The sequence below is a fragment of the Bradyrhizobium sp. RD5-C2 genome (genome assembly GCF_019972155.1).
GTDB lineage: Bacteria > Pseudomonadota > Alphaproteobacteria > Rhizobiales > Xanthobacteraceae > Bradyrhizobium.
In genome coordinates, this window is the sequence record NZ_BOVL01000019.1 from 221,421 (window position 1) to 247,803 (window position 26,383).

The 26,383-nt window shown below is 65.2% G+C and carries 25 protein-coding genes; 16 read left to right on the plus strand and 9 right to left on the minus strand.

The genetic code is table 11. The annotated features are described in order from the left end of the window. Window positions 1–39 precede the first annotated feature (39 nt). The 3 genes from BraRD5C2_RS22080 to BraRD5C2_RS22090 all read right to left on the minus strand — a co-directional run bounded on the left by BraRD5C2_RS22080 (window position 40) and on the right by BraRD5C2_RS22090 (window position 2,658). The gene (locus BraRD5C2_RS22080; RefSeq protein WP_223971431.1) at window positions 40–894 is read right to left on the minus strand and encodes an AraC family transcriptional regulator; all 855 of its coding nucleotides are present in this window, start codon (window positions 892–894) and stop codon (window positions 40–42) included. Between the two features lie 20 nt (window positions 895–914). Beyond that, window positions 915–1,625 carry a bifunctional nicotinamidase/pyrazinamidase gene (gene pncA, locus BraRD5C2_RS22085; protein ID WP_223971433.1) on the minus strand — a complete coding sequence of 237 codons (711 nt, stop codon included), beginning with the start codon at window positions 1,623–1,625 and terminating at the stop codon, window positions 915–917. A 97-nt stretch (window positions 1,626–1,722) separates the two neighbouring features. Next, the gene (locus BraRD5C2_RS22090; RefSeq protein ID WP_223971435.1) at window positions 1,723–2,658 is read right to left on the minus strand and encodes a hypothetical protein; all 936 of its coding nucleotides are present in this window, start codon (window positions 2,656–2,658) and stop codon (window positions 1,723–1,725) included. Window positions 2,659–3,234: 576 nt separating this feature from the next. Between BraRD5C2_RS22090 and dnaK the strand changes: the two genes are divergently transcribed. From dnaK to BraRD5C2_RS22130, 8 genes are all read left to right on the plus strand, one after another. Further along, on the plus strand, window positions 3,235–5,136 hold the full coding sequence (gene dnaK, locus BraRD5C2_RS22095; RefSeq protein ID WP_223971437.1) for a molecular chaperone DnaK: 1,902 nt from the start codon (window positions 3,235–3,237) through the stop codon (window positions 5,134–5,136). Between the two features lie 146 nt (window positions 5,137–5,282). Next, entirely contained in the window at window positions 5,283–6,413 is a 1,131-nt protein-coding gene (dnaJ, locus tag BraRD5C2_RS22100; protein WP_223971440.1) for a molecular chaperone DnaJ, read from the plus strand. A 100-nt stretch (window positions 6,414–6,513) separates the two neighbouring features. Then, window positions 6,514–7,116 carry a class I SAM-dependent methyltransferase gene (locus tag BraRD5C2_RS22105; RefSeq protein WP_097671376.1) on the plus strand — a complete coding sequence of 201 codons (603 nt, stop codon included), beginning with the start codon at window positions 6,514–6,516 and terminating at the stop codon, window positions 7,114–7,116. A 48-nt stretch (window positions 7,117–7,164) separates the two neighbouring features. Beyond that, window positions 7,165–7,743: an NADPH-dependent FMN reductase gene (locus BraRD5C2_RS22110; RefSeq protein WP_223971443.1), complete on the plus strand. Its 579-nt coding sequence runs from the start codon at window positions 7,165–7,167 to the stop codon at window positions 7,741–7,743. A 6-nt stretch (window positions 7,744–7,749) separates the two neighbouring features. Next, window positions 7,750–8,460: an orotidine-5'-phosphate decarboxylase gene (gene pyrF / locus BraRD5C2_RS22115; RefSeq protein ID WP_223971444.1), complete on the plus strand. Its 711-nt coding sequence runs from the start codon at window positions 7,750–7,752 to the stop codon at window positions 8,458–8,460. A 23-nt stretch (window positions 8,461–8,483) separates the two neighbouring features. After that, window positions 8,484–8,780 carry a DUF1330 domain-containing protein gene (locus BraRD5C2_RS22120; RefSeq protein WP_057020363.1) on the plus strand — a complete coding sequence of 99 codons (297 nt, stop codon included), beginning with the start codon at window positions 8,484–8,486 and terminating at the stop codon, window positions 8,778–8,780. Window positions 8,781–8,940: 160 nt separating this feature from the next. Continuing rightward, complete coding sequence (gene dapB / locus BraRD5C2_RS22125; RefSeq protein WP_223971446.1) at window positions 8,941–9,753, plus strand: 4-hydroxy-tetrahydrodipicolinate reductase; 813 nt, start codon at window positions 8,941–8,943, stop codon at window positions 9,751–9,753. Window positions 9,754–9,800: 47 nt separating this feature from the next. Further along, the gene (locus tag BraRD5C2_RS22130; RefSeq protein ID WP_092120934.1) at window positions 9,801–10,424 is read left to right on the plus strand and encodes a 2,3-bisphosphoglycerate-dependent phosphoglycerate mutase; all 624 of its coding nucleotides are present in this window, start codon (window positions 9,801–9,803) and stop codon (window positions 10,422–10,424) included. A gap of 178 nt (window positions 10,425–10,602) precedes the next feature. Here the strand turns inward: BraRD5C2_RS22130 and BraRD5C2_RS22135 are convergent, their stop codons facing one another. Then, window positions 10,603–11,499, minus strand: a complete 897-nt coding sequence (locus BraRD5C2_RS22135; RefSeq protein WP_223972519.1) for a methylated-DNA--[protein]-cysteine S-methyltransferase — start codon at window positions 11,497–11,499, stop codon at window positions 10,603–10,605. A gap of 57 nt (window positions 11,500–11,556) precedes the next feature. Then, window positions 11,557–12,117, minus strand: coding sequence for a DUF2244 domain-containing protein (locus BraRD5C2_RS22140; RefSeq protein ID WP_223971448.1), 561 nt, complete (start codon window positions 12,115–12,117; stop codon window positions 11,557–11,559). Between the two features lie 22 nt (window positions 12,118–12,139). On the opposite strand from BraRD5C2_RS22140, the gene nth reads away from it, so the two are divergent. The 6 genes from nth (at window position 12,140) to BraRD5C2_RS22170 (ending at window position 19,027) form a co-directional block, all read left to right on the plus strand. Then, complete coding sequence (nth, locus tag BraRD5C2_RS22145) at window positions 12,140–12,925, plus strand: endonuclease III (protein WP_223971450.1); 786 nt, start codon at window positions 12,140–12,142, stop codon at window positions 12,923–12,925. 66 nt (window positions 12,926–12,991) lie between these two features. Next, the gene (locus BraRD5C2_RS22150) at window positions 12,992–14,143 is read left to right on the plus strand and encodes an HlyD family secretion protein (RefSeq protein ID WP_223971452.1); all 1,152 of its coding nucleotides are present in this window, start codon (window positions 12,992–12,994) and stop codon (window positions 14,141–14,143) included. Next, a complete protein-coding gene (locus BraRD5C2_RS22155) occupies window positions 14,130–15,758 on the plus strand; it encodes an MFS transporter (RefSeq protein ID WP_223971453.1) in 1,629 nt (542 codons plus the stop codon). The genes BraRD5C2_RS22150 and BraRD5C2_RS22155 overlap by 14 nt, the downstream gene beginning before the upstream one ends. Before the next feature lie 133 nt (window positions 15,759–15,891). After that, window positions 15,892–16,953: a type III polyketide synthase gene (locus BraRD5C2_RS22160; RefSeq protein WP_223971456.1), complete on the plus strand. Its 1,062-nt coding sequence runs from the start codon at window positions 15,892–15,894 to the stop codon at window positions 16,951–16,953. After that, entirely contained in the window at window positions 16,950–17,462 is a 513-nt protein-coding gene (locus BraRD5C2_RS22165; RefSeq protein ID WP_223971458.1) for an isoprenylcysteine carboxyl methyltransferase family protein, read from the plus strand. The genes BraRD5C2_RS22160 and BraRD5C2_RS22165 overlap by 4 nt, the downstream gene beginning before the upstream one ends. A 62-nt stretch (window positions 17,463–17,524) precedes the next feature. Next, window positions 17,525–19,027 carry a DHA2 family efflux MFS transporter permease subunit gene (locus tag BraRD5C2_RS22170; protein ID WP_223972521.1) on the plus strand — a complete coding sequence of 501 codons (1,503 nt, stop codon included), beginning with the start codon at window positions 17,525–17,527 and terminating at the stop codon, window positions 19,025–19,027. Here the strand turns inward: BraRD5C2_RS22170 and BraRD5C2_RS22175 are convergent. The 3 genes from BraRD5C2_RS22175 to BraRD5C2_RS22185 form a co-directional block, all read right to left on the minus strand. Further along, the gene (locus BraRD5C2_RS22175; RefSeq protein WP_223971460.1) at window positions 19,024–19,776 is read right to left on the minus strand and encodes a sulfate transporter family protein; all 753 of its coding nucleotides are present in this window, start codon (window positions 19,774–19,776) and stop codon (window positions 19,024–19,026) included. The two genes, BraRD5C2_RS22170 and BraRD5C2_RS22175, sit on opposite strands and share 4 nt — an antisense overlap. Before the next feature lie 148 nt (window positions 19,777–19,924). After that, the gene (locus tag BraRD5C2_RS22180; RefSeq protein ID WP_223971462.1) at window positions 19,925–21,337 is read right to left on the minus strand and encodes an MFS transporter; all 1,413 of its coding nucleotides are present in this window, start codon (window positions 21,335–21,337) and stop codon (window positions 19,925–19,927) included. Window positions 21,338–21,493: 156 nt separating this feature from the next. After that, window positions 21,494–22,417, minus strand: coding sequence for a LysR family transcriptional regulator (locus BraRD5C2_RS22185; RefSeq protein ID WP_223971463.1), 924 nt, complete (start codon window positions 22,415–22,417; stop codon window positions 21,494–21,496). A gap of 121 nt (window positions 22,418–22,538) precedes the next feature. Between BraRD5C2_RS22185 and BraRD5C2_RS22190 the strand changes: the two genes are divergently transcribed. Together BraRD5C2_RS22190 and BraRD5C2_RS22195 are read left to right on the plus strand one after the other, a co-directional pair. Further along, entirely contained in the window at window positions 22,539–23,708 is a 1,170-nt protein-coding gene (locus BraRD5C2_RS22190; RefSeq protein ID WP_223971464.1) for a CaiB/BaiF CoA transferase family protein, read from the plus strand. A 7-nt stretch (window positions 23,709–23,715) separates the two neighbouring features. After that, complete coding sequence (locus BraRD5C2_RS22195) at window positions 23,716–24,663, plus strand: beta/alpha barrel domain-containing protein (protein WP_223971465.1); 948 nt, start codon at window positions 23,716–23,718, stop codon at window positions 24,661–24,663. Between the two features lie 61 nt (window positions 24,664–24,724). Here BraRD5C2_RS22195 and BraRD5C2_RS22200 read toward each other — a convergent pair whose 3' ends face one another. Then, on the minus strand, window positions 24,725–26,374 hold the full coding sequence (locus BraRD5C2_RS22200; RefSeq protein WP_223971466.1) for a glycosyltransferase family 39 protein: 1,650 nt from the start codon (window positions 26,372–26,374) through the stop codon (window positions 24,725–24,727). Window positions 26,375–26,383: the final 9 nt, after the last annotated feature.

Here is a 26,383-nt window from a genome sequence, read left to right on the forward strand (position 1 = left end):
ACTCTGCACGAGGCAATCCGGCTTCGGCTTGAAGGTTTGTTACCAGTCGGCCAGCAGCTCGCCGGAATGGGACAGCCGGCTGTCGGTCAGCGTCAGGCGGCGTGCCCAGGCGGTCGGTGGTTCCCCGGCAAACTCGACGAACTCGCGCGCGAGATGGGCTTGATCGGCGTAGCCGCTCTCCGCAGCGATCGCGGCCCAGCCGTGGGCTGTGCCAGCCTGCGCAAGCCGGCAAGCCTGATGAAAGCGCATCATGCGCGCCACCGGCTTGGGCGCGAGGCCGAGCTCGGATCGAAACCGGCCGGCGAGGTGCTTGCGGCTCCAACCGATCTCCGAAGCGATCGCCGTGATCCGGGCGGTGCCGCCCGATCGCGCCAACATTCGATAAGCGAACGCGACTTCCTCGCACGGTCCGCGGCCGAGGCGGCGAAGCACGAAATCCTCGATCAGGTCGAAGCGGCGCCGCCAGCACGGTGCGGCGCCGATCTGCTCGCGCAGCCGCCGCCCATCGCGGCCCAGCACATCGCCAAGATCGACCATGCGCCCGGTGAGCTCGGCAATGGCGCCGCCGAAGAAGCGATAGGCGCCAAGCGGCGTGAAATCCACCTGCACGGATTCGGCGCAGCCGTCGGACTCGATGTTGACGGGGCCGGCGTGCAGTCCGGCCGTGAAGCTCAGCTGACGGTCGGATGGTCCAGGCTGACGCGCGAGCGCGATCAGATAGGGCGAGCCGAAGCTGATGATCAACGGCACGATCAGGGGAGCGGTCTGACGGTGGAAGAAGCGGCCTGCCGCGGTCTCGCGATAGCCGGTCATCCCGACAATCAGGCCTGTCATGCGCGGCGACGGCGAGCGCCGCGCGAAGTCGAATGCGACGGGGGCCTCGAGCTCAGCCATGTGGCTCTCGCGCGGAATGCCTACGCGATATCCGACGACTGGATCCGCTTGACGCCGGCCTTGTCCATGTCGGTCCAGGCCTTGGCCAGCGATCCCTGGGTGTCGATGCCGCGGCAGGCGTCCTCCACGACATAGGTCTCGAAGCCGGCCTTGCGGGCATCGAGCGCGGTCCATGCCACGCAGAAATCGGTGGCGAGCCCGGCCACGAAAACCCGCTCGACATTGCGCGCCTTCAGATATGCGGCAAGCCCGGTGGTGGTCTTGCCATCGGCTTCGGTGAAGGCGGAGTAGCTGTCGACGTCCTTGTGAAAGCCCTTGCGGATGATCAGCTCGGCCTGCGGGATCGCGAGCTCCTTCGACAGCGAGGCGCCGTCGGTGCCCTGCACGCAGTGGTCCGGCCACAGCACCTGCTTGCCGTAGGCGAGATCGACGGTCTCGAACGGCTTCTTGCCGGCATGGACCGAGGCAAACGAGACGTGTCCGGGCGTGTGCCAGTCCTGCGTCATCACCACATTGGCAAAGCTCTTGGCGATCTTGTTGATGACCGGCACCACCTGCTCGCCGTCCTTCACCGCGAGGCTGCCGCCTGGCAGGAAGCAGTTCTGGACGTCGATCACGAGCAGCGCGGAGCCATCGTCGGGCTTGATCGCAGCCGCCCAGAGACTTTTCGGAACCAAAGTCGCAAGCGCCAACGTGCCGAGGCCTGCAACTATCTGTCGTCGATCCAACATCGCGCCCCTCCTCGCTTTGATACCGCGCGAGGAGGCTAGTTCCGTTCGGCGAACGACGAAAGTGGGATTTTTTCGACCGGCCTTGCGACCGGCCCGATCAGCCGCGCGGCTGGATGCCGTCGCGGACCGCGCGGAAGCGCGGAAAGGCCGTCTCCCAATCGGTGCGCGGCGAACTGCCGATGATGCGCAGCGATGTCTGCGCGCCAAACCGCAGCCACTGCACGATGGTCACCGGGGTGTTGTCCTTGCCGCTGACGGCGTCGATCCGGGTCTCGAAGCCGGGCTGGCCGTCGATCCGGATCGGTTCGGACATCGTGATCCGCCCGTCGCGCACGCCGGGGATCGTGGTGGCGATCTGCTGGGCAAAGCGGCCGCGATCGTCGGGCGTGGCCGGCGCCGAAGTGATGATGCCGAGCAGCATGAAGGGCTTGGCCTCAAGGGCCTTGTCGTCGCCGTCGGCCATCAGCAGCGCTGCGCCCGGCGCCAGCATGCGGATGTTCTTGAAGCTGCTGAGCTCGGTGACCTTGAACGGCATCATGCCGAGCTGCTCGTCGACCGGCACATCCTTGCGGATTTCGGCGGAGGCGAACATCTGCCGGACGGCGTCGTCGGTGTAGATCTTGCTCGCGTTCTCCGGCACCTGCACCGCGACATAGCCGGAGAAGGTCGGCCCCGGCAGGATCATGGAGTAGCGCCGCACATTGCTGGCGCCGTCGCGGGCGCTCTCCACGGTGTAGTAGGCGAGGCCGGCCGGCGTCTCGAGGCTTTCGGGCTTGATGTTTCCGGTGCCGGCGGGGTTGGCCTTGAAGGCGGTCACGACCTCGTTGTAGGCGTCCGCGGGCAGGTCGGCGATCAGGACCTTGACGCCCTGGTCCTCGGTCTCGAAGCCGATGAAGGCTTTGGCGCGGACGAGGCCCACCAGCGGTTTCATCCCGACATGCGCGCCCGGCGGAAACACCACATCGGCGGCATAGCCACGACAGGTGGCAGCAATCAGCAAGGCAACCGCAACGAGAACTCGAAAAGGCGTCATGGGGGATCTACCGGTTTTGCTTGGTGGCCGCGCAACGGGGCCGATGCAGGGCTGGATGGCCTCTTCAGTCGAACCGCTTTTAGCGGTTTTGATGGCCCTGCAACAGGCCGCCAAATCTCCGCTCCAGGCCAGCCGGCTCGATTCCATGGGCTTTTCGCCTTGATTGGCGGGCACTTTCCAGTTTCCCGAGGTTTCCAGGAGCGACCACCTGCGGCCGCCAGCGGCCAAACAGCGCGCCCTCGACCCGTGCGCCGCTCTCGCATACGACGTTTGTGAGCGTTCACTCAACAGCGCTGACGTCGCGCCGCTGACGTCGCGGTCGACGGCGGGCGGCATCATTGCCGATCCGTTAACTTGGTTTGGGCTTGAACCGGGGCCGCAGCCGGACTGACACAATCTTTCAAACGTCAGTCTTTTCAGGCCTCAACGTTGCGTCCAGTCCTTGCGGGCAGGACCCTCTCTCCTATATCAGGCTCACCGTCGCAATATCGCGAGTATGTGAACGTCTGGGGGTTCGGTACGGAGCGCCGTCAGGGCCCAACACCAACCTGCCTTAGCAAAGAGGATATCAAAACCATGGGTAAGGTCATTGGGATCGACCTCGGCACCACGAATTCGTGCGTCGCCGTGATGGATGGCAAGAACGCCAAGGTGATCGAGAATGCCGAGGGCATGCGAACGACGCCGTCGATCGTTGCTTTCACCGACGATGGCGAGCGCCTTGTCGGACAGCCGGCGAAGCGCCAGGCGGTGACCAATCCCGAGCGTACGTTCTTTGCGGTGAAGCGCCTCATCGGCCGCCGCTATGACGACCCGATGGTCGAGAAGGACAAGAAGCTCGTTCCCTACAAGATCGTCAAAGCGTCGAACGGCGATGCCTGGGTCGAAGCCGACGGCAAGACCTATTCGCCCTCGCAGGTCTCGGCCTTCATTCTGCAGAAGATGAAGGAGACCGCTGAGGCGCATCTCGGCCAGAAGGTCGATCAGGCCGTCATCACGGTTCCTGCCTATTTCAACGACGCGCAGCGTCAGGCCACCAAGGATGCCGGCAAGATCGCCGGTCTCGAAGTGCTGCGCATCATCAACGAGCCGACGGCAGCCGCGCTCGCCTACGGTCTCGACAAGACGAAGGCCGGCACGATCGCGGTGTACGACCTCGGCGGCGGCACCTTCGACGTCTCGATCCTCGAGATCGGCGACGGCGTGTTCGAGGTGAAGTCGACCAACGGCGACACCTTCCTCGGTGGTGAAGACTTCGACATGCGCCTGGTCGGCTACCTCGCCGACGAGTTCCAGAAGGAGCAGGGCATCAACCTGCGCAACGACAAGCTCGCTCTGCAGCGCCTGAAGGAAGCCGCCGAGAAGGCCAAGATCGAGCTGTCGTCGACCACGCAGACCGAAATCAATCTGCCGTTCATCACGGCTGACCAGACCGGTCCGAAGCATCTGACGATGAAGCTGACCCGCGCCAAGTTCGAGGCGCTGGTGGCCGACCTCGTCGAGAAGACCATCGAGCCGTGCCGCAAGGCGCTGAAGGATGCCGGCCTGACCGCCGGTGAGATCGGCGAAGTGGTGCTGGTCGGCGGCATGACCCGCATGCCGAAGATCCAGGAAGTGGTGAAGCAGTTCTTCGGCAAGGAGCCGCACAAGGGCGTCAATCCCGACGAAGTCGTCGCGATCGGTGCTGCGATCCAGGCCGGCGTGCTGCAGGGCGACGTCAAGGACGTGCTGCTGCTCGACGTGACCCCGCTGTCGCTGGGCATCGAGACGCTGGGCGGCGTGTTCACCCGCATCATCGACCGCAACACCACGATCCCGACCAAGAAGAGCCAGGTGTTTTCGACGGCCGAAGACAATCAGGGCGCCGTCACCATCCGCGTCTTCCAGGGCGAGCGTGAAATGGCGGCCGACAACAAGATGCTCGGCCAGTTCGATCTGATGGGCATTCCGCCGGCCCCGCGCGGCATGCCGCAGATCGAGGTGACCTTCGACATCGACGCCAACGGCATCGTCAACGTCTCGGCCAAGGACAAGGCGACCGGCAAGGAACAGCAGATCCGGATCCAGGCATCCGGCGGTCTGTCCGAGGCCGACATCGACAAGATGGTCAAGGACGCCGAGGCCAATGCGGCCGAGGACAAGAAGCGCCGCGAAGCAGTCGACGCCAAGAACCATGCCGATGGCCTGGTTCATTCGACCGAGAAGGCTTTGGCGGAGCACGGCTCGAAGATTCCGGAGACGGATCGTCGCGCCATCGAAGACGCCGTCAGCGACCTCAAGGAAGCGCTGAAGGGCGACGACGCCGAGGCGATCAAGGCCAAGACCAACACGCTGGCGCAGGCTTCGATGAAGCTCGGCGAGGCAATGTACAAGCAGCAGGCTGAGGCCGATGCGGCCAAGGACGCTGCAAAGGATGACGTTGTCGACGCGGAGTTCACCGAGGTCGACGACGACAAGAACAGCAAGAAGTCTGCCTAAGCGGGCTTGCGATCATGGCCCTCACACCAAAGAGCACGCGACGCGTCTCGGAGGAGTGGGGGTCATTTTTCTTTAAGGCGATCGCTGCATCTTCCAGACAGGCGCAATCCTTGACGATCGCGACGAACTTCGGACGGAATTGAAGTATGTCCACCAAGCGCTGCTACTACGAGACCCTCGAGGTCGAGCGGAACGCGGACGAGACCAAGCTCAAATCGGCTTTCCGCAAGCTCGCGATGAAATGGCATCCGGACAAGAACCCGGGCGACGCCAGCAGCGAGGTCCGGTTCAAGGAAATCAACGAAGCCTATGAGGTGTTGAAGGACGGCGACAAGCGCGCCGCCTATGACCGCTTCGGCCATGCCGCTTTCGAGCAGGGCATGGGCGGTGGCGGTCCCGGCTTCGGCGCCGGCTTCGCCTCCTCCTTCTCCGACATCTTCGAGGATCTGTTCGGCATGGCCGGGCAGCGCCGCGGCAGCGGCGGCCGCGAACGCGGTGCCGACCTGCGCTACAACATGGAGATCACGCTCGAGGAGGCCTTCCAGGGCAAGACCGCGCAGATCGAGATCCCGGTCTCGGTCACTTGCGAATCCTGCTCCGGCACCGGCGCCAAGGCCGGCACCAAGCCGAAGACCTGCTCGCATTGCGGCGGCGCCGGCCGTATCCGGCAGGCCCAGGGCTTCTTCACGCTGGAGCGGACCTGCCCCGGCTGTCAGGGCCGCGGCCAGATGATCGAGGACGCCTGCGCCTCCTGCGCCGGGTCCGGCCGGGTGACGCGCGAGCGCATGCTGTCGGTCAACATTCCTCCGGGCGTCGAGGACGGCACCCGTATTCGTCTCGCCGGCGAAGGCGAGGCCGGTGTCCGCGGCGGTCCGCCCGGCGACCTCTACATCTTCCTGTCGCTGACCACGCACCAGTTCTTCCAGCGCGACGGCGCCGACCTGCACTGCCGCGTGCCGATCTCGATGGTCACCGCTGCCCTCGGCGGCGAGTTCGAGGTGCCGACCATCGACAAGAGCAAGACCAAGGTGAAGGTGCCGGCCGGGACCCAGTCCAGCCGCCGATTCCGCATCGCATCAAAGGGTATGCCGGTGCTCCGTTCGCGCCAGACCGGCGACATGTATGTACAGGTTGTGGTCGAAACGCCGCAGAATCTGACCAAGAAGCAGCAAGAATTGCTGATGGAGTTCGAAAAACTCTCGTCCGGCGCAACTCAACCGGAGGCAGCGGGTTTCTTCTCTAAGGTCAAGGACTTCTTCGGAAGCCGCACCGTCTAGCCGCAGTCGTTATGCTTGACCGTAGCGACTTCGATCTATACGTGTTTATGACTGTTTTCTGACAACCGCTCGATTGTGCGCGGTCCCGCCTGGTAGCGACATGCCTCTGCAATCGTCCGTGCGTGCGTCGAAGAAGCCCCTCCGTCTCGACGACGAGGTTCGATTTCTCCGTTCATGGATCGAGAAGCCGCTGCATATGGGCGCGGTGATGCCGTCCGGGCGGCTGCTTGCACGCACCATGGCGCAATATGTCGATCCCGAGTCCGAAGGACCGGTTGTCGAACTCGGACCCGGCACCGGTGCGATCACCAATGCGCTGATCGAGCATGGCGTCGATCAAAAGCGTCTCGTCTTGGTTGAGTACAATCCCGGCTTCTGTGCGCTGCTGCGCGAACGCTATCCGCAGGCCAAGGTGGTCCAGGGCGACGCCTACAGGCTGCGCGATACGCTGTGGGACGTCATGAAGTCCCCGGCGTCGGCCGTGGTCTCCGGCCTGCCGCTGGTTACCAAGCCGATGCTGACCCGCCTGAAGCTGGTCCGCGACGCTTTCCTGGCCCTCGCGCCCGGTGCGCCGTTCGTCCAGTTCACCTATTCGGTGGCGCCGCCGATTCCGAAGTCACTGCCCGGCGTGTCCACAGAAGCGTCCGAGCGGATCTGGATGAACCTTCCGCCCGCGCGGGTCTGGGTGTATCGCAAGGGCTGACCGCCCTGCGTTGTCGCGCCGGGCGCGTGCCCTAACCGCGATTTCGAAATGTCCGCGCTGAAAATCCTCGTGATCCCCGGATCGCTGCGATCAGGGTCGCTCAATGCGAAGCTCGCCGCCGTGCTGGCGCATGAGGTCGCACAGCTCGGGGCCGACGTCACCCGTATCTCGCTCGGCGATTTTCCGCTGCCGATCTATGACGGCGATCTGCAGGCCAAATCGGGCGTGCCGCAGCACGCCGTCAATCTGAAGCGGATGATCGGCACCCATCATGGCGTGCTGATCGTGACGCCGGAATACAACTCCTCGGTGCCGGCGCTGGTGAAGAACACGATCGACTGGGTGAGCCGCGTGCAGGATCCGCACGAGACTCGTGGCCAGGTGTTCCACGGCCGCGCCTTCGCGATCGCGGCGGCATCCGGCAACCGACTCGGCGGCACGCGTGCGCTGGCGGCGCTGCGCTTGATCCTGACGGCGTGCCATGCCGCCGTGATCCCGAACCAGCTCGCGCTGTCATTCGCCGAGCAGGCCTATGACGACATGGATCGTCTAAAGCACCAGGCCGACATCGACACGATGCGGGCGCTGGTGCGGCAGCTGATCGACCATTCCCAACGCATGATGTGAGGTGACATGCAGCCAGCCAAGATCGCTCCAAAAGACCGGTTGATTGTGGCGCTCGATCTGCCGTCGGTCGCCAGCGCCGAGGCGATGATCGACAGGCTCGGCGACAGCGTCACCTTCTACAAGATCGGCTATCAGCTCGGTTACGCCGGCGGCCTTACGCTGGCGAAGCAGCTCGCAGGCAGCGGCAAGAAGGTCTTTCTCGATCTCAAGATGCACGACATCGGCAACACGGTGGCGCGCGGGGTCGAAAGCGTCGCCGCTCTCGGCGCGACCTTTCTCACCGTGCATGCCTATCCGCAGACCATGAAGGCGGCGGTCGAGGCGCGCGCGGGTTCGGGCCTGAAGATCCTCGCGGTGACGGTGCTGACGTCCTACGATGACAGCGACCTGCACGCGGCGGGCTATCGCCTCAACGTCTCCGATCTCGTCGAAGCGCGCGCCAGGCAGGCACAGGCGCTCGGTGTCGACGGCATCGTCAGCTCGCCTGAGGAAGCCGGCGCCTTGCGCAAGATCGTGGGCAAACAGATGAACCTGGTGACCCCTGGCATTCGCCCCGCGGGCTCGGCGACCGGCGATCAGAAGCGCATCATGACGCCGGCCCGTGCCATTGCCGCCGGCGCTGACTATCTGGTGGTCGGACGTCCGGTGATGGAAGCCGCCGATCCGAAGGCCGCGGCCGAAGCCATTCACACCGAGATCGCCCAGGCGCTCGCCTGAACCAACAACAAGGGAGAATAGAGATGGCGAAGGGATACTGGATCGGACGCGTCGACGTTCACAATGAGGAGGGCTACAAGCCCTACATGGCGGCCAACCCGGCGATCTTCCAGAAATTCGGCGGCAAGTTCATCGTGCGCGGCGGCAAGTTCACTGGCGTCGAGGGCCAGAGCCGCTCGCGCAACGTCGTGATCGAATTTCCCGATTACGCGACCGCGCTCGCTTGCTACCAATCGCCGGAATACCAGGCCAACATCAAGGTGCGGCAGCCGCACTCGATCGCCGACCTGATCATCATCGAGGGGCACGACAGCCCGTAGGCCTGCACATCGGGCCGCCGCCGGTTCGGTTGCCCGGAACAGCCGCCGCCGATCGCCGTTTGAGCATGATCCCCGCGCAAATGCGTTCCGCGTTTGTCGCGCCGGAAAACCGGTTTCCCCTTTGCCGGTTCATGCTTTATACGGCGGTGAGAGGTGAGCCATGGCTGACATGCGTCTGATTGTTGCGGGAGCCGGCGGCCGGATGGGCCGCACGCTGACGCGGGTGATTTCCGAAACCCCGGGGGCGGTGCTGGTCGGCGCGCTGGAAGCACCGGGCTCGGAGCTGCTCGGCAAGGACGCCGGCGTGCTCGCCGGCCTTCCCGCCAACGACGTCAAGCTGTCGGCCGATCTGTGGTCGATGTCGGCGGCCGCCGACGGCATCCTGGATTTCACCGTACCGGCCGCGACCATCGCCAATGTCGCGATCGCGGCCGAGCGCGGCCTGGTTCACGTCATCGGCACCACCGGCCTGTCGCAGTCCGACGATGCCGTGATCCGCAGCGTCACCAACCGCGCCATTGTGGTGAGGTCGGGCAATATGAGCCTCGGCGTCAATCTGCTTGCCGCGCTGGTCAAGCGCGTCGCGCAATCGCTCGACCAGAGCTTTGACATCGAAATTCTCGAGCTGCACCACAAGTCCAAGATCGATGCGCCGTCGGGCACCGCCTTGATGCTCGGCGAAGCTGCGGCTGCGGGACGCAAGATCGCGCTGGAGCAGCATTCGGCGCGCGGCCGCGATGGCCTGACCGGGGCGCGGCGCGCCGGCGATATCGGCTTTGCGTCGTTGCGCGGCGGCACCGCGGCGGGCGATCACAGCGTGATCTTTGCCGGCCCTTCGGAGCGCATCACGCTGTCGCATCATGCCGAGGATCGCGCGCTGTTCGCGCAGGGCGCGCTGAAGGCGGCGCTGTGGGCGCACGGCAAGAAGCCCGGCATGTATTCGATGACCGACGTGCTCGGGTTGAACGACTGAAACCACCCGACGAAATAAAACCCAGCCAAGCGAAAACGGAATCTGAAATGAGTGATCGTCTTCTTGTGCTCGTTCGTCACGGTCAGAGCGAATGGAATCTGAAGAACCTGTTCACCGGGTGGAAGGATCCCGATCTCACCGAGCAGGGCATCGCCGAAGCCAAGGACGCCGGCCGCAAGCTGAAGGCGCAGGGCCTGTCTTTCGACGTTGCCTTCACCTCCGACCTGACCCGCGCGCAGCACACGCTGAAGCTGATGCTGGAGCAGATCGGCCAGACCGGACTGCCGACCACGAAGAATCTCGCGCTCAATGAGCGCGACTACGGCGATCTCTCGGGCCTCAACAAGGACGACGCCCGCAAGAAGTGGGGCGAGGACCAGGTCCTGGTCTGGCGCCGCTCCTACGACGTCCCGCCGCCCGGCGGCGAGAGCCTGAAGGATACGCTGGCGCGTACGCTGCCCTATTACGTGCAGGAGATCCTGCCGGGCGTGCTGCGTGGCCAGCGCACGCTGATCGCCGCTCACGGCAATTCGCTGCGCGCGCTGATCATGGTGCTGGAGAAGCTTTCGCCGGAGCAGATCCTCAAGCGCGAACTCGCGACCGGCGCGCCGGTGGTCTATCGGCTCAACGCCGATTCCACTGTCGCATCCAAAGTCGATCTCGCGGCTTAGAGAACGCTCAACCGCTCAACCCGTCATCCCCGCGCAAAGGCTTTGCCTTTGTCGCTGGAGGAGCGCGAAGCGCGTCTCGAAGGATGCACGGCCACCAGCCGGGCCGTCGACCCTTCGAGACGCGCTTCGCGCTCCTCAGGGTGACGGTGAGAGAGTGTGAGCGCCCGGCTAAGGAAGGTCAGTGCAATCCCACCTGGCCGGCTTCCCAGCCCAGCATCGCCTGCTTGCGGGTGATGCCCCAGTGATAGCCGGTCAGCGCGCCGCTCTTGCCGAGGGCGCGATGGCAGGGCACCACGAACGACACCGGATTGCGGCCGACTGCGGCGCCGACGGCGCGCGAGGCCTTCGGATTGCTGATCTTGGTGGCGATGTCGGAATAGCTCACGGCGCGGCCCATCGGGACCTTGAGCAGCGTTTCCCAAACCCGCACCTCGAAGTCGGTACCGATCAAGACGACGCGCAGCGGCTGGTCCGCCCGCCACAACTTCGTATCGAACACGCGCTGGGCCAATGCGGTGGTGCCGTCGGTGTCCTCGACAAAGGTCGCGTTCGGCCAGCGCCGCTTCATGTCGGCAAACGCCGTCTGCTCGTCGCCGGGGTCAGCGAAGGCAAGGCCTGCGAGCCCGCGGTCGGTTGCGATCACGATCGCGGTGCCGAATGGCGAGGGGTGGAAGCCGAAGCGCAGCGTCATGCCGCCGCCGCCGGTCTTCCATTCGCCGGGCGACATCGCCTCATGCGTGACGAACAGATCGTGCAGCCGTCCCGGGCCCGAAAGACCCGAGTCGAGTGCCGCGTCGAGCACGCTGGCGGAATCGCGCAGCAGGTTCTTGGCGTGATCCAGGGTCAGCGCCTGCATGAAGGCCTTCGGCGTCAGCCCGGCCCAGCGGCGGAACAGATGGTGCAGTTCATCCGGCGTGACGGCGGCGGCATCGGCCATCGCTTCGATGGTCGGCTGCGTGCGCCAGTGCTCCGAGATGAACGCGATGGCGCGCCGCACCGAGTCGTAGTCGCGCAGCGCGGCGCTCTGGAGGCCCGGCTTGGCCAGGCGCTGGTCGTGTATGGCGAGTGTCATCATGGTGTCTGATTTAGGAGCCATGGCGCGTCCAAACCACCCGATTTCTGACAAGCTCGATCAAGCGATGGGATTGTAAGTCGGGCCGCGCTTCGCGGTGTTCAGCGCCGCGGTCAACGCTTTGGAAAAGCTCGCCTTTTCGTCCGGGCTCAGGAAGCTGCCGACGCTGACCCGGCGGCCCCGCGACACCAGGTAAAGCCGTTCGATGCCGAACTCCTCGTGCGAGATCTGCTCGAACCGCACCCAGAGCGGATTGAGCACCCACTCGGCCACATGGCCGCGGTGGCTGATCCTGCGCACCCGCAGTTCCGACGGCGTGACGGTGATCTCCTCGCTCGCCTTGGCGGAGCGGAAATTGACCTTGAACGCCCAGTAGATCACCAGCACGTCGAGGCCGAAGAAACCGAAGATCGGCCAGGCGCCGAGCCACCAGAACACCGCGCCGGCGATGAAGCTGACCACGGTGACGAACGACATCAGCACGATGAAGCCGGTGCGATTCAGCGAGCGGTGCGGCGTCAGCAGCGCCGAGAACAGTTTCGGCTCCGCCTCGGGCGCATCGACGTCGAGGTCATCGGCCCTGGGGTCTTCGCCCGGATCAAAGTCGTTGCCTGCGGTCATGACGTGTCAGTATATCCCGTTCATGGCCAAAATCATCCGCTCTCAACGCGCGAGCACCTCAAGCGTTCGGTCCGCGCCGAAGAAGAAAGCCGCCAAAGCGGCAAAGCCGCTGCCCAAACGCGCGGCGAAGAAGCCGGCGACCAAGGCCGCCAAGAAGGTTGCAAAACCAAAGCCATGGACGGCGGAGCAGGTCTACGAGGCCTTCGACCGGTTCCGAAAAGCCAATCCCGAGCCGAAGGGCGAGCTCGAGCATCTCAACCCCTACACGCTGCTGGTGGCCGTGGTGTTGTCGGCGCAGGCGACCGACGCCGGCGTCAACAAGGCGACGCGGGCGCTGTTTGCGATCGCCGACACGCCGGAGAAGATGCTTGAGCTCGGCGAAGACAGAGTGCGCGACTACATCAAGACCATCGGGCTCTATCGCAACAAGGCCAGGAACGTCATCGCGCTGTCCGAGAAGCTGATTGCCGAATTCGGCAGCGAGGTGCCGCGCACCCGTGCCGAAATCGAATCATTACCCGGCGCCGGCCGCAAGACCGCGAATGTCGTGCTCAACATGGCGTTCGGCGAGCACACGATGGCGGTCGACACCCATGTGTTCCGCGTCGGCAACCGCACCGGTCTCGCGCCCGGCAAGACGCCGCTCGAGGTCGAGCTGGGATTGGAGAAGGTGATCCCGACCGAGTTCATGCTGCACGCCCATCACTGGCTGATCCTGCATGGCCGCTATACTTGCCTCGCCCGCAATCCGCGTTGCGACGTATGTCTGATCAATGATCTTTGCCGGTGGCCGGAGAAGACCGTCTAAGGCATGATCATCATCATGTGCTGGCAGGTTGTCCGGCGTTCCGGGTGTGACTGACGGGAGTGTGGTGTGACAGAGCAGGTTCAAGACAGTCCGTCACAGGTCAGCCAGACCGCGCCCGCACCCGCGACAACGCCAGCCAAGCCGCAGCCTGCGCCGAGCGGCTTCTGGAGCCGTTTCGCCATCCCGCTGTTTGCGGTGCTGGCTGCGCTTGTGTTCGTCGCGGTGGCGACCACGCATTGGGACGCCTGGGTCGGCAGTGCCACCATCCAGACCACCAATGATGCCTATGTGCGCGCCGAGTTGACCCAACTTTCGAGCCGCGTGTCCGGCGAAGTGCTCACGGTCGCCATCTCCGATTTCCAGCGCGTCAAGGCCGGCGATCTGCTGGTGCAGATCGATCCTGCCGATTACCAGGCGCAGGTCGCGCAGGCCGAGGCGGGTGTGGTCGGCGCGCAGGCCGCGCTCGACAACCTCAACAACCAGGTCGAGCTGCAATATGCGACCATCGCGCAAGCCGAGGCCTCGCGGCTGTCGGCGGAGGCGCAGCAGACCCTGGCGCGCCAGGAGCAGGAGCGTCAGCAATCGCTGTCGCAAACCGACGCCGGCACGCGGCAGCGGCTCGAGCAGGCGACCGCATCCTATGCCAAGTCGGAGGCCGACGTGCAGGCCAGCCGTGCGGTGATCGCTGCGCAGCGCCATCAGCTCGAGGTCCTGCAGGGCACCAAGAAGCAACGCGCCGCCGATCTCGACGCCGCCAAGGCGCTGCTGGCATCGGCCAAGCTCAAGCTTGGTTACACCAGGATCGTCGCGCCGTTCGACGGCGTCACCGGCGAGCGTCAGGTGCAGCCGGGCGATTACGTCAACATCGGCACCAATCTGATCAACGTCGTGCCGCTGCCGAACGTCTATGTGATCGCCAACTACAAGGAAACCCAGCTGACCAACGTCAAGCCGGGCCAGCCGGTCGAGGTCACCGTCGATACGTTCTCCGGCCAGACGCTGCGCGGCGTCGTCGAGCGCATCGCGCCGGCGAGCGGATCGCAATTCGCGCTGCTGCCGCCCGACAACGCCACCGGCAATTTCACCAAGGTGGTGCAACGTATCCCGGTGCGTATCCAGTTCGACAAGGGCCAGCCGTTGCTCGAGCGCCTGCTGCCGGGCATGTCGGTGGTCACGCGGATCAACACCGGCGAGGCGGTCGCCAATGGCGGAAAATGACGACCGTAACAGCGGTCCGGTTTCGCGCGGCGACGTCGCGCGTTATCCGGTGTTCGCCGTCGTTGCCGTGCTGCTCGGCGCGTTCCTGGCGAATTTCGACAGCCGCCTGACCTCGGTTGGCCTGCCCGACCTTCGCGGCGCGTTCTCGCTCACCTTCGACGAGGGCGCCTGGCTCTCGACCGCTGCGATCGGCTCGCAGATATTCATCGCGCCCGCGGTGGCCTGGCTCGCCACCGCGTTCGGCCTGCGGCGCGTGCTCGGCATTCCGAGCCTGATCTATGCCATGGTCTCGCTGACCATCCCGTTCGTGCACGACTACACGGCGCTGATCGCACTCAGCATCGCCCACGGCATGCTGCTCGGCACCTTCGTGCCGGCGACGCTGATGATCATCCTGCGCAACCTGCCGATCCGCTGGTGGCTGCCGGCGATCGCGATGTATTCGATCCGTGTCGGCTTCGCGCTGGATACGTCGAGCTCGCTGGTCGGATTCTATGTCGAGCACCTCGGCTGGCAGTGGCTGTATTGGCAGGGCGTCGTGGTCGCGCCGCTGATGGGGCTGATGGTTTATCTCGGCACGCCGAACGAGCCGATCAATCGCGACCTGCTGCACCATGCCGATTGGGGCGGCATGCTGCTGCTCGGCGCCGGCCTGGGGATGGTCTATGCCGGGCTCGATCAAGGCAACCGGCTGGACTGGCTGTCGTCGGGCACCGTGATGGCGCTCCTGATCGGGGGCGGGCTGTTGATCGTCGCCTTCATGATCAACGAGACGGTCGCGCGCCGGCCGTGGGCGCATTTCAACGTACTGTTCTCGCGCAATATCGGGCTCTCGCTGATCGTCATCCTGCTGTACACGCTGACCAGCCTGTCGAACTCGTCGCTGGTGCCGAATTTCCTCGGCGCCGTCAGCGCGCTGCGGCCGGAGCAGTCGGGCACGCTGCTGTTCACCTACGGCGCGCTGCCGATGTTCGTGCTGGTGCCGATCTCGATTGTCCTGTTGCGTCACCTCGATCCCCGCATCGTCGTGGTGCTCGGGTTCTCGGCATTCGCGGCCGCCAATCTCTGGGGCACGCAGCTTAGCCATGTCTGGGCGCGCGAGGATTTCGTCGGCATCGTGCTGCTCACGTCGGTCGGGCAGGCGCTAACGCTGCTGCCGATCATCATCATGGCGCTGTCCAATTCCGATCCGTCGCGGGCGACGGCATTCGCGGCCTATATCCAGATCATGCGGCTCGGCGGCGCCGAGATCGGCATCGCCCTGATGGGGACCTGGCTGCGCGTCCGCGAGCAGATCCATTCGAACTATCTCGGCCAGCACGTCCAGGGCGGCGCTGTCGACGTCGTGAACCTGCTGAAGCGATTGGCGGGTGAATTCTCCGGCCATGGCATCGGGGCGGCGACGGGACGTGCCATCGGCACGCTCGCGGCCCTCGTGCAGCGCGAAGCCAACACGCTCGCCTACATTGACGGCTTCTGGCTGTGCTTCTGGATCGCGATCCTGGCGCTGTTCCTGGTCGCCCTGATCACGCGCGCGCCGCAAGGTCCGCTGTCGCCGGTGCCGCTCGGCTTCGTGAAGAACGTGCTGCGCAAGCCCGACGTCGCCGCGTCCTGATTTGCGCGGATATCGCCGGCGGCTTCCGTTGCCGGGGTCAATTTATAGTGAATGCGGCGCCTCAGCTATCTCGCGGGCGCCTGAAATATTTTGCACGTCGCGTGGTTCCACAAGCGGGGGAACGGGAGCCACGATGATCGAGACCAAGCAGACGGCCGCGCTTGTTTCCATGGCGACGGCGGTTCCACCACATCTGTTCCATCAGGGACAGATCCTGCAGGCCGCGCGCGACCTTCTGGCCGACCGCTATCCCGAATTCGAGACGCTCTCCAGCCTGTTCGCCAACACCGGCATCCAGCATCGCTACGGCGTGAAGCCGATCGAATGGTATCTCGAACGGCGCGGCTGGCCGGAGCGGACGCGGGCGTTCCTGGAAGGCGCGGAAGCGCTGTTCGTCGATGTCGCCCGCAAGGCGATTGCCCGTGCGGACCTGACCGGCAGCGACATCGATGTCGTGGTCACGGTGTGCTCGACGGGCATCGCCACGCCGACGCTGGAGGCGCGCGTCGCGGGCCAACTCGGCCTGCGGACCGACGTGTCGCGCGTGCCGGTGTTCGGCCTCGGCTGCGCGGGCGGCGTGTCGGGCCTGTCGATCGCGGCGCGGTTGGCGCAGGCGCAGCCCGGTGCGAACGTGCTGCTGGTTGCGCTCGAGCTCTGCACGCTCGCGGTCCGCCACGATGAGCTCACCAAGGCGAATATCGTCGCCGCCAGCCTGTTCGGCGATGGCGCCGCTGCGATCGTGCTGCGCGCCGGCGACGGCGGTGCGACGCGGATCGAGGCGGCCGGCGAAAAGCTGTGGCCGGATACGCTCGGCATCATGGGCTGGACGGTTGATCCGGAAGGATTCGGCGTCGTCTTTCAGCGCACCATTCCGGATTTCGTCCGCGACCATGTTGGAGCGGCCGTTGCCGAAATCCTGGCACGGATGGAGCTGACGGCCGGTGATATCGATCGCTTCCTCTGCCATCCCGGCGGCACCAAGGTCATCGCCGCGCTGGAGCGGGCGCTCGCGCTCGATCAGGGCACGCTCGATCACGAACGCGACGTCATCGCGGCGTGCGGCAACATGTCGGCCCCGACGGTTCTTTTTGTCCTCGAACGCGCCCGCGCCAAGGGCTTGCCGCCGCGCTCGCTGCTCACGGCGCTCGGGCCCGGCTTCACGCTCAGCTGCGTTGCGCTCAGGCACGCGGCATGAGCTTCGCTTCGGTCATCCTTGCGCTGGTCACCTTGCAGCGTCTCGGCGAGCTCGTGCTGTCACGTCGCAACACGGAGCGGCTGCTGGCGCGAGGCGCGATCGAGGTCGGCGCCAGGCACTACCCGCTCATTGTGCTGGTTCACGCCGGCTGGCTGACCGCGCTGTGGATCTGGGGCCGCAACCAGGATGTCAACCTGGCGGCGCTCGCGGCCTTTCTGGCGCTGCAAGGCTTACGGCTGTGGATCCTCGCTGCGCTGGGACCGCGATGGACCACGCGGATCATCGTCTTACCGGGCGCGCCGCTGGTCGCATCCGGGCCGTACCGATATTTTCCGCATCCAAACTATGCCGTCGTCGTCGGCGAGATCGCGCTGCTCCCGCTCGCATTGCATCTGCCGGTGCTGGCGCTGCTCTTCACCGTGCTCAATCTCGCGGTGCTTGCGATCCGGATTCGCACCGAGAGCCGCGCGCTCTCGGTTGCGGACTGGCCGCGCGTCAGCACGCCATGAGCGCCCGGGCGGAGCATCGCGCCGACAGCCCGTCGGCGGCGACCTGGGCCGGCTTCCTCCTGATGTGCCTCGGCATGTTCATGGCGATCCTCGACATCCAGGTCGTCGCAACCTCGCTGCCGACGATCCAGCGCGCGCTCGCGATCTCGCCTTCCGCGATGAGCTGGATCCAGACCGCCTATCTGATCGCCGAGGTGATCGCGATCCCGCTGACCGGATTGTTCACCCATGCGCTGTCGCTCCGATGGCTGTTCGCGATCGCCGTGAGCGTGTTCACCATAGCCTCGGTCGGCTGCGCCTTCAGTGGCGGCTTTGCCGTGCTGCTGGTGTTTCGCGTGCTGCAGGGATTTTCCGGCGGCGTCCTGATCCCCGCGGTGTTCTCCGCCGTGTTCACGCTGTTTCCGGCGCGGCTTCATGCGGTGGCGACTACGATCGGCGGCGTCGTCGCGGTGCTCGCACCGACGGTTGGACCTGTTGTCGGCGGCTGGATCACGCAGACGTGGTCGTGGCCGTGGCTGTTCCTGATCAACCCGGTTCCAGGAACGATTGCGGCCACGGTCACGCCATTGCTGCTGCCGAAAGAGAGCGTGAATCTCCGCGCGTTCGCCAGACTGGACACATGGTCGCTGGTCCTGCTCGCGGCGGCGCTCGCAAGCCTCATGGTCGGTTTGAAGGAAGCGCCGCAGCGCGGCTGGGCCTCGATGCCTTGCCTCAGCCTGCTGATCGGAAGCGTTGCCGGGATCGCGCTGCTGATCCGGCGCACGCTCCGCGCGGCGCATCCGATCGCGCGATTGACCCTGTTCAGGCGGCGTTCGTTCGCGATCGGTTGCGCCCTGAGCTTCTGCCTCGGCATCGGCCTATATGGATCGACCTATCTGATGCCGGTGTTCCTCGGCTTCGTCCGCCGTCATGATGCCTTCGAGATCGGCACCATCATGCTGGTCACGGGGGTTGCGCAGCTGATCGCCGCGCCGCTGGCGGCAATCCTCGAAAGTCGCGTCGGCGCGCTCCTGTTGACTGCGACAGGCTTCGCCTTGTTCGCGCTCGGCCTCGGCTTGAGTGCCTTTCAGCCGCGCACCGCGGATTTCGGCGAAATGTTCTGGCCGCAGATCATACGCGGTGTCGCGATCATGTTCTGTTTGCTGCCGCCGACACGCATTGCGTTGGGCACTCTGCCGGAGGCGGAGGTTGCCGACGCCAGCGGATTGTTCAACCTGATGCGCAATCTGGGTGGCGCGATCGGGATCGCCTTGATCGATACGATCCTGTATGGCCGAAGCCCAATTTATGGTGAGGACTTTCGTGCACGCCTGCTGGCAGGTGATCTCAACGCCGCACAGGCGATCGGCCTCGATCCAATGTTGCTGATCAACCGCCCGCCGGGTCCGCCTGATGACGCGACGGTGGCGTTTATCCGGCCGCTGGTCGAGCGGGCATCGCTCGCCCTCAGCGTCAACGAGGCATGGGCGATGCTCGCTTGCGTCGCGATCGTCGGGCTGCTGCTGGTGTTATTCGCGCGCGATCGGATGCCTGCATCGGTGCAGGTGCCTCGGGATGCGAGCTAGATCGTCGGCACGTTGCTTCGCCGCGCCGGCTCGATCAATTCGCGCCGCGGGCCCGACAGCCGCTTGTACATGTGGACCATGAAGGCCATCCCGAACAGCGGCGTCGCCAGATTGACGATCGGGATCGAGACGAAGGCGGCGATGAACAGGCCGGCGGTAAACACGGTTGCCGCATTCTCCTTGCGCATCGCCTTGGCATCCTCTGGCGAGCGGAAGCGCATCGCGGCGAGCTCGAAATATTCGCGGCCGAGCAGCCAGGCCGTCGCGATGAAGAAGATGATGAAGCCCGCGCCCGCGAACAGCACGAACGGCAGCGCGACCAGGTAGACCAGGATCGTCAGCAGCGCCGTCTTGACGCCCTCGATGGTCGCCAGCGTCACCGGCAGCGCCGTGCCGGGATGGTCGGCCGGATAGTGCTCGCGCTCGACATGGTCGGCGACGTCGTCGACGAACAGGCTTGCCACCAGCGAGGTGATCGCGGGCATCAGGAAGATGCCGCCGAGCACGACGCCGAGGCCCGCCGAGATCGAGATGACCCAGGACAGCACATGCAGGGTGGAATGGAAGTTGGGGCCGAGCATGCCTTCGGCCCAGACCTCGCCAGTGTCGGCAAACCAGCTCAGCAGCCGCTGCAACCCGATCGCGAGCACGATGATCAGCACCAGCGCAAGCCCGATCGAACGCCACAGGATCGTGCGCATCGGCGGCGACAGGATTTGCGAAAGCGCCTTGACGGCGGCATCGAACATGACCGGGTTACCTCTGCAAAATGACGAGCGAGAGGTAGCCACCCAATATGGCTTCGGCAAGTGCCGCCTGTGTCGCGGTCACAGCGTTTTTGGGCGAAGTCCGCCGGCATTCGATGCGGTGCCGACGCCGCTTTGCGTCAAGAAGCGCTTAGGCGTCGAGCGGCTTGCCGCGGACGTTGGGTCCCCAGACACCGATCGTAATGATGACGATGACCATCGCCGCGGTGATCAGGCCGAACACCCCGCTGACGCCGGCCTCCTTCAACATGAACGCCACGATGAAGCCGGAGAACGTCGCGCTGAGCCGGCTCATCGAATAGACGAGGCCCGCCGCGCGGGCCCGGATCGCAGTCGGGAACACCTCGGTCTGGTAGGCGTGATAGGCGTAGGACAGCGTCATGTTGGCCCCGGTCACCAGCACGCCGCTGGCGATCAGGAGCACCGGCTCGGTGAGCTGCGCGAAGGCGAGGCCGAACACCGAGATCGCGGCGGCCGCGCCGCAAATGATCCATTTGCGCTCGAAACGGTCGGCGAAGGTTGCGGCCAGGAGCGGCGCCAGCGGATAGGCGAAGGCGATGATGAAAGAATATTGCAGGCTCTTGGTGACGTTGATGCCCTTCTCGACCAACAGCGCCGGAACCCAGTTGGAGAAGCCGTAGACGCCGAACGCCTGGCATAGATTGAAGATCATGAAGAGCACGACGAGCGAAGCGTAGGGCGGCCGGAACAAATCGGTATAGCCGGTTTCGACCGCCGGATGTGCCGGCGCCATTGAGGCTTTAACGGCCGGGCGCGGCGCGGCCGTCGGCGATGAGGCCTCGAGCCTCCGCATGATTGTCTCGGCCTCGGCAAGGCGGCCGTGCCGGGCCAGCCAGAGCGGGCTTTCCGGCACGTAGAGCCGCAGCACCCAGATGATCATGCTGGCGGCGGCACCGATCAGCACCACCCAGCGCCAGCCGTCGATGCCGTAAGGCGAGAGCGGCACCAGCCACCACGACAGCGCGGCGACGATCGGCACCGCCGAGAGCATCACCGCCTGGTTGATCGCAAAGGCGCGGCCGCGCATCCAGCTCGGCACCAGCTCGGTGATGTAGGCGTCGATGGTGATGACCTCGATGCCGATCCCTATACCGGCGATGAAGCGCCACAACAGCACGCCGCCGGGGGTGGTCTGGCACGCCATGATCACCGACGCCGCGCTGTAGAACAGCAGCGAGTACGTGAACACGGCCTTGCGGCCGTAGCGATCGGCGAGGAAGCCGAGGCAGAAGGTGCCGATAAACAGGCCGGCGAAGGTCGCCGCGACGAAGGCGCCGATCCCTGAGAAGCCGAAGAAGGCCTGCGTCGTCGTGGTCATCAGCCCGCTGCGGGCGAGGCCCGGCGCGATATAGCCAGTGAAGAACAGATCGTAGATCTCGAAGCAGCCGCCGAGTGAAAGCAGGATCACCAGCCGCCAGACATAGCCGGAGGTCGGCAGCCCCTCGAGGCGCCGCGAGATCTGGTCCGGCCCGCTTGTCGTGTTGGCAAGATCGGCAACCGAGCCGAGTTCGACGGCGCTCATGATGGTCCTCCCGGGATGGTCCAGCGGCCGCCTTTCTTGCGAAAGCGTGCCGGTTGCGCATGTTTGGCAGCCGGGTGCCAGAAATCCAGACGAACATATCGAAGGGATCGTTCGATATTTTCGATAGCGCTGTTTTTGACGCGCTTGAAAGCGCTTTTAGATCAGCAGCGTTGCCTCCCACGCGCCGCGCCCGACCTGTTCGGCGATCAGGGAGCGGATCAGCCGGCACATCTCTTCCATCGCATAGGTCATCGGCCGGTTGCGCAAGCGGCAGAGATAGAGCGTGCGGCTCAGCCTGGGTTCGATCACCTCGCGTGCGACCAGCAAGCGCGCTTTCAACGGCTCGCTGACGAAGTGCGTCGTCGCGATCGTGCAGCCGAGACCCGCGGTCAAGGCACCAATCATGCCGCTGGTCGAATTGAGGTGCAGGATGGCGTTGGCCTCCAGCCGCTTCAGCGGCACGGGGTCGTCCAGCAAAGCGCGGGCCGACAGCCCGTGCCGCAGCAGGATCAGTGGCAGCTGGGCCAGCTGCTCGAACGTGATCGGTCCCTTCTTGCCGATCAGCTTCTCGGTGCCGACGCAGAACATCTGCTCCTCCAGCACCGGCTCGGCGATCAAATCCTTTTCCGAGGGCGGATTGTAGACCAGCGCGAGGTCGACATCCGAGCTCATCAGATGCAGCAGCGTCGCGCCGGAGAGGCTTTCTGTCAGCGACAGCTTCAGGTTGGGATATTTCGCCAGCACGGTCCGCATCAGCGGCACGCCGATCGCCTTCATCCCGGAATTGGCCATGCCGATCGAGATCTCGCCGGCAATGGCGCTGCCGCCTTCCTTGATCTCGCGCTCGGCCGCCGCCATCGCGCGCAGGATGATGCGGGCATGCTCATAAAGTCGCTCGCCCGCCGCGGTCGGTTCCATGCCGCGCGGCTTGCGCTCGAACAGCGGCGTGGCGAATTCCGCCTCGAGATTGGCGATGTGGTGGCTGAGCGCGGATTGCGCGACATTGGCCTGATCCGCCGCCCGCGACAGGTTGCGTTGCTCGTAAACCGCGATGAAATAGCGGAGCTGGCGCGAATCCATTGGGGTTCTGCGTTCTAGAACGACGAATGCACTATTCGACAGATTATATTTTTCAGATAGCGTGCGGAAGCCTAACCTGCGCCGATCAGTCAAAACGAACGCAACGAGCACGGAGAAACCGATGACCGGGAGCGGACTGCCGCTGGAAGGCGTGAGGGTCGTCGAGATGACCCACATGGTGATGGGGCCGACCTGCGGGATGATCCTGGCGCAACTTGGCGCCGAGGTGATCAAGGTCGAGCCTCCCGCCGGCGACAAGACCCGCTCGCTCGGCGGCATGGGCGTGTCGTTCTTTCCGCTGTTCAACCGCGGCAAGCGCAGCGTCGTGCTCGATTTCGCCAAGCCCGACGATCGCGACACGATGCACCGGCTGCTCGCCGGCGCCGACGTGTTCCTGGAGAATTTTCGCGACGGCCAGCTCGACAAGCAGGGGCTTGGGCCTGAAGAGCTGCGCGCGAAATATCCGCATCTGATCATCGCCGGCCACAAGGGCTTTCTCTCCGGGCCCTACGATCATCGCCCGGCGCTCGACGAGGTCGTGCAGATGATGTCGGGCCTCGCGGCGATGACCGGCACCCGCGACAAGCCGCAGCGCGTCGGCTCTTCCGCCAACGACATCATGGGCGGCATGTTCGGGGTGATCTCCATCCTCGCCGCGCTCTATCAGAAGCGGGGCGGCGACAGGAATGGCGCCGATATCCGCATCGGCCTGTTCGAGAACTGCCTGTTCCTGGTCGCCCAGCACATGGTCGAGTACGAGATGACCGGGCGCAAGCCGCGCTCGATGCCGGAACGCGAGCATGCCTGGCCGATCTACGACATCTTCGATGCCGCCGGCGGCGACCGCATCTTCATCGGGGTCGTCACCGAAGGCCATTGGCAGAGCTTCTGCCGCGAGTTCGGCCTGACGGAATTCGCCGACGATCCGACGCTGCGCTCGACCACGGACCGGATCATGGCACGCGACCGCATCATTCCGCGCGTCGCCGAGGTGATCAAGGGCTGGAACGTGGCCGACCTCTCGGCGAGGCTCGACGCGCTCAACATCTGCTTCTCGCCGATCAACCGGCCGGAGGATCTGCTGCGGGATCCGCATGTGTTGCGGCCCGGCGGGCTCGTCAACACCATCAATGCCGACGGCAAGCCGTTCCGCGTTCCGGCGCTGCCGGTCGAATGGAACGGCAGCAACATCGGCGAAGGCCTGAAAGTGCCGGTGCTTGGCGCCGATACCGATGCGATCCGCGCCGAGCTCGCACAACAGAAGATTTCATCAACCGGAAACGCTGCGTGAGGCTGACATGACCCGGGTCCACGATATCTATCCCAACGACAAGGTGAGCTTGCGCGAGGTCGGCCTGCGCGACGGTCTGCAGCTCGTGAAGACATTCCCGTCGACCGCGGCGAAGCAGCGCTGGGTGCGCGACGAATATGCCGCCGGCGTCAGGCATTTCGAGGTCGGCTCGTTCCTGCCGGCCAAGACCTTTCCGCAATTCGTCGACGTCCGCGACATCGTAGCGACAATTGCCGCGCTGCCGGGCACGCACGGTGTCGCGCTGGCGCTAAACGAGCGCGGCGTCAACGAGGCGCTGGCCTCCGGTGTCGCCGAGATCGCCTCGGTGGTATCTGCGACCGAGGAGCACAGCCAGGCCAATGCCAACCGCTCGCGCGAGTCGGCGATCGCAAACATCAAGCGCCTCTGCGAGCTGCGCGACGCCAGCGCACACAAGCCGCTGGTCAATGCCGCGATCTCGATGGGACTGGGCTGCTCGATCGTCGGCGCGGTCGATCCGAAGGAAGTGCTGCGCCTCACGGAGAAGCTCTACGAGGTCGGCGTCGACATGGTCGCGATTGCCGATACCGTCGGCTATGCCGGGCCGAAGCAGGTCGGCGAGCTGACGCGCGGCGCGGTCAAGATCGCGGGCTCCAAGCCGGTCTGCGTCCATCTGCACGACACCCGCGGCATGGGTATCGCGAACGCCTCCGCCGCGCTCGATGAAGGTGCCCGTGTGCTCGACGGCTCGCTCGGTGGCCTCGGCGGCTGCCCGTTCGCGCCGGGCGCCACCGGCAATGTCGTGTTCGAGGATCTCGTCTTCCTCTGCGAGAGCAAGGGATTTCCGACCGGCGTCGATCTCGACCGCCTGGTCGAGGTGCGCGCGATCCTGAAAGCCGAGATGCCGAACGAGCAGCTCTACGGCGGCCTCGCCCGCGCCGGCCTGCCGCGCGGTGCCAAGGCGAAGGCGGCGTAGCGACACGCTCTCGGTCGTGCCGATACCCACGCTTGCGGTGACGCTGGCAGCGACGTTCTGATCAGTCGCGCGCGCGGCGGATCGAGCTGAAGTCCTCGACTTCGGGCTGCGCGGGGGGTGTCTCGCGAGAAGGCGGTGCGATCAGCATCACGACCCGCCGTGTCCGGCCGGGCCTGCCCAGCAGTGTCGCCTGGGCGTCGAACTCGGAGCGAAAGACGTCGGTCGCGCGCAACGTTGTGCGACCCATCCAGCTCAAGCAATCCGGCTGGTCGGCGAAGCACAACGCGGCCCAGCCGCGATCGAGCGTGGTCTTGCGCGGCAATCCCCAGGTGTACTGATAGGCGAACGGCCGGGCGTAGCGCGGATGATCCGGGCTGTAGAAGGCGGCAGCGAAGGCAAGCGCATCGTCGCCGCTGACGGCGGCGAGCGGCGTCCCGGCTGCGTCGCGCCATCGCGCAGTGAGCTCGGTTGCGGCTGCATGATAGAAGTCGCGGCCTTCCTCATAGCCGTAAGCACTGCGATAGAGGGCGTGGATCGGCGCGCCGACGACGACCGCGAGAACGGCGATACCCGCCACCATGACGGTGAGGTTGACCGCGTAGAAGCGCTCGATCGGGTAGCTCGTTGCGCACACGATCAGAACCACGAACAGGAAGAGACCCTGCACCGCCCAGAGCGAGGGCAGGTCGGTGCCGATCGCGAGCGAGACGATCACCGGAAACAGGATGGTCCCGATTGCGACCAGCAGCAGCAGGCGGAGCCCTCGGTTCATCGCGCGGAAATCGGCAGGCAGCTGCGCCAGCCGCGGGCCGGCAATAAACACCCAGGTGATCGCCGGGATCGCGAGCGCCGCAATCAGGCCCATGATGAAGTAGGAGACTTCCCACAGCGCGGCGACATGATCAGCGCCGGCATGCGCGAGCGCATAGTCGAACGGCGTTGCTCCCGTCGTAGCGAGCCAGTGCAGATGCGGGCCAAGCACGAGTATGCCGGCCAGCGCCGAGATCCAGGGCGAGGCCGACAGCAGATAGCGGCGGCGATCCGGATGCAGCACGGAAGCAAAGACGAAGCTTGCGACCAGGAAGATCGAATAATATTTGCCGAGCATCGCCACTGCGCAGGCCGCGCCCGCTGCGATCGCCCAGCCGAGCTGCCTCGGCGCCTCGAACGCGCGCAGGAAGCAGTAAGTTGCCATCGGCCAGACCGCCAGCAGCACCGTGTTCGCGTTGAAGCGCTGGGCATGGAATTGATAGACCGGCAGCAGCATTAACAGCAGCAGCACGATCACCCGCTTCTCGCCACGGACAAAGCGGCGGGCGATCAGGTCGACCGCCCATAGCGCCACCGCGGCGTTGACCATCGCCATCAGCTGCAGCGACCAGTCGGTCAGGGGAAAAACCGTGGTCCATCCCCGCGTGATCCAGCCCATCAACGGCGGATGCTTGGGGTATCCCCACGCGAGATGCCGGCCGAGCGTCCAGGTCTCGATCACGTCCGGATGCAGGCCGGCGCCCAGATAGGCGATGACGAGATACGAGGTCCAGACCGCGACGAAGAGGATGAGCAGAATCGGGATCGACCACCCGGTCTCGATTCCCTCCAGCCATTTGATCAATGGACGGCGCCAGCGCGCCGGGTCCTTCTCCGACGCGGCAGCCGTCGCCGAGAAACTGATGAACGAAAGCACCGTAAAACTACCGAATGAAAGCATGCTTGAAGC

What these genes read in the sequence shown, in the direction of transcription:
- BraRD5C2_RS22165 (WP_223971458.1), top strand. Translation starts at nt 16,950, where the DNA reads ATGAGCTTCGCTTCGGTCATCCTTGCGCTGGTCACCTTGCAGCGTCTC.
- BraRD5C2_RS22140 (WP_223971448.1), bottom strand. Translation starts at nt 12,117, where the DNA reads ATGACCGCAGGCAACGACTTTGATCCGGGCGAAGACCCCAGGGCCGAT.
- BraRD5C2_RS22185 (WP_223971463.1), bottom strand. Translation starts at nt 22,417, where the DNA reads ATGGATTCGCGCCAGCTCCGCTATTTCATCGCGGTTTACGAGCAACGC.
- BraRD5C2_RS22120 (WP_057020363.1), top strand. Translation starts at nt 8,484, where the DNA reads ATGGCGAAGGGATACTGGATCGGACGCGTCGACGTTCACAATGAGGAG.
- dnaK (WP_223971437.1), top strand. Translation starts at nt 3,235, where the DNA reads ATGGGTAAGGTCATTGGGATCGACCTCGGCACCACGAATTCGTGCGTC.
- BraRD5C2_RS22175 (WP_223971460.1), bottom strand. Translation starts at nt 19,776, where the DNA reads ATGTTCGATGCCGCCGTCAAGGCGCTTTCGCAAATCCTGTCGCCGCCG.
- BraRD5C2_RS22105 (WP_097671376.1), top strand. Translation starts at nt 6,514, where the DNA reads ATGCCTCTGCAATCGTCCGTGCGTGCGTCGAAGAAGCCCCTCCGTCTC.
- BraRD5C2_RS22130 (WP_092120934.1), top strand. Translation starts at nt 9,801, where the DNA reads ATGAGTGATCGTCTTCTTGTGCTCGTTCGTCACGGTCAGAGCGAATGG.
- BraRD5C2_RS22135 (WP_223972519.1), bottom strand. Translation starts at nt 11,499, where the DNA reads ATGATGACACTCGCCATACACGACCAGCGCCTGGCCAAGCCGGGCCTC.
- pncA (WP_223971433.1), bottom strand. Translation starts at nt 1,625, where the DNA reads ATGTTGGATCGACGACAGATAGTTGCAGGCCTCGGCACGTTGGCGCTT.
- BraRD5C2_RS22110 (WP_223971443.1), top strand. Translation starts at nt 7,165, where the DNA reads ATGTCCGCGCTGAAAATCCTCGTGATCCCCGGATCGCTGCGATCAGGG.
- BraRD5C2_RS22155 (WP_223971453.1), top strand. Translation starts at nt 14,130, where the DNA reads ATGGCGGAAAATGACGACCGTAACAGCGGTCCGGTTTCGCGCGGCGAC.
- BraRD5C2_RS22180 (WP_223971462.1), bottom strand. Translation starts at nt 21,337, where the DNA reads ATGAGCGCCGTCGAACTCGGCTCGGTTGCCGATCTTGCCAACACGACA.
- pyrF (WP_223971444.1), top strand. Translation starts at nt 7,750, where the DNA reads ATGCAGCCAGCCAAGATCGCTCCAAAAGACCGGTTGATTGTGGCGCTC.
- nth (WP_223971450.1), top strand. Translation starts at nt 12,140, where the DNA reads ATGGCCAAAATCATCCGCTCTCAACGCGCGAGCACCTCAAGCGTTCGG.
- dnaJ (WP_223971440.1), top strand. Translation starts at nt 5,283, where the DNA reads ATGTCCACCAAGCGCTGCTACTACGAGACCCTCGAGGTCGAGCGGAAC.
- BraRD5C2_RS22195 (WP_223971465.1), top strand. Translation starts at nt 23,716, where the DNA reads ATGACCCGGGTCCACGATATCTATCCCAACGACAAGGTGAGCTTGCGC.
- BraRD5C2_RS22170 (WP_223972521.1), top strand. Translation starts at nt 17,525, where the DNA reads ATGTGCCTCGGCATGTTCATGGCGATCCTCGACATCCAGGTCGTCGCA.
- dapB (WP_223971446.1), top strand. Translation starts at nt 8,941, where the DNA reads ATGGCTGACATGCGTCTGATTGTTGCGGGAGCCGGCGGCCGGATGGGC.
- BraRD5C2_RS22200 (WP_223971466.1), bottom strand. Translation starts at nt 26,374, where the DNA reads ATGCTTTCATTCGGTAGTTTTACGGTGCTTTCGTTCATCAGTTTCTCG.
- BraRD5C2_RS22190 (WP_223971464.1), top strand. Translation starts at nt 22,539, where the DNA reads ATGACCGGGAGCGGACTGCCGCTGGAAGGCGTGAGGGTCGTCGAGATG.
- BraRD5C2_RS22080 (WP_223971431.1), bottom strand. Translation starts at nt 894, where the DNA reads ATGGCTGAGCTCGAGGCCCCCGTCGCATTCGACTTCGCGCGGCGCTCG.
- BraRD5C2_RS22090 (WP_223971435.1), bottom strand. Translation starts at nt 2,658, where the DNA reads ATGACGCCTTTTCGAGTTCTCGTTGCGGTTGCCTTGCTGATTGCTGCC.
- BraRD5C2_RS22160 (WP_223971456.1), top strand. Translation starts at nt 15,892, where the DNA reads ATGATCGAGACCAAGCAGACGGCCGCGCTTGTTTCCATGGCGACGGCG.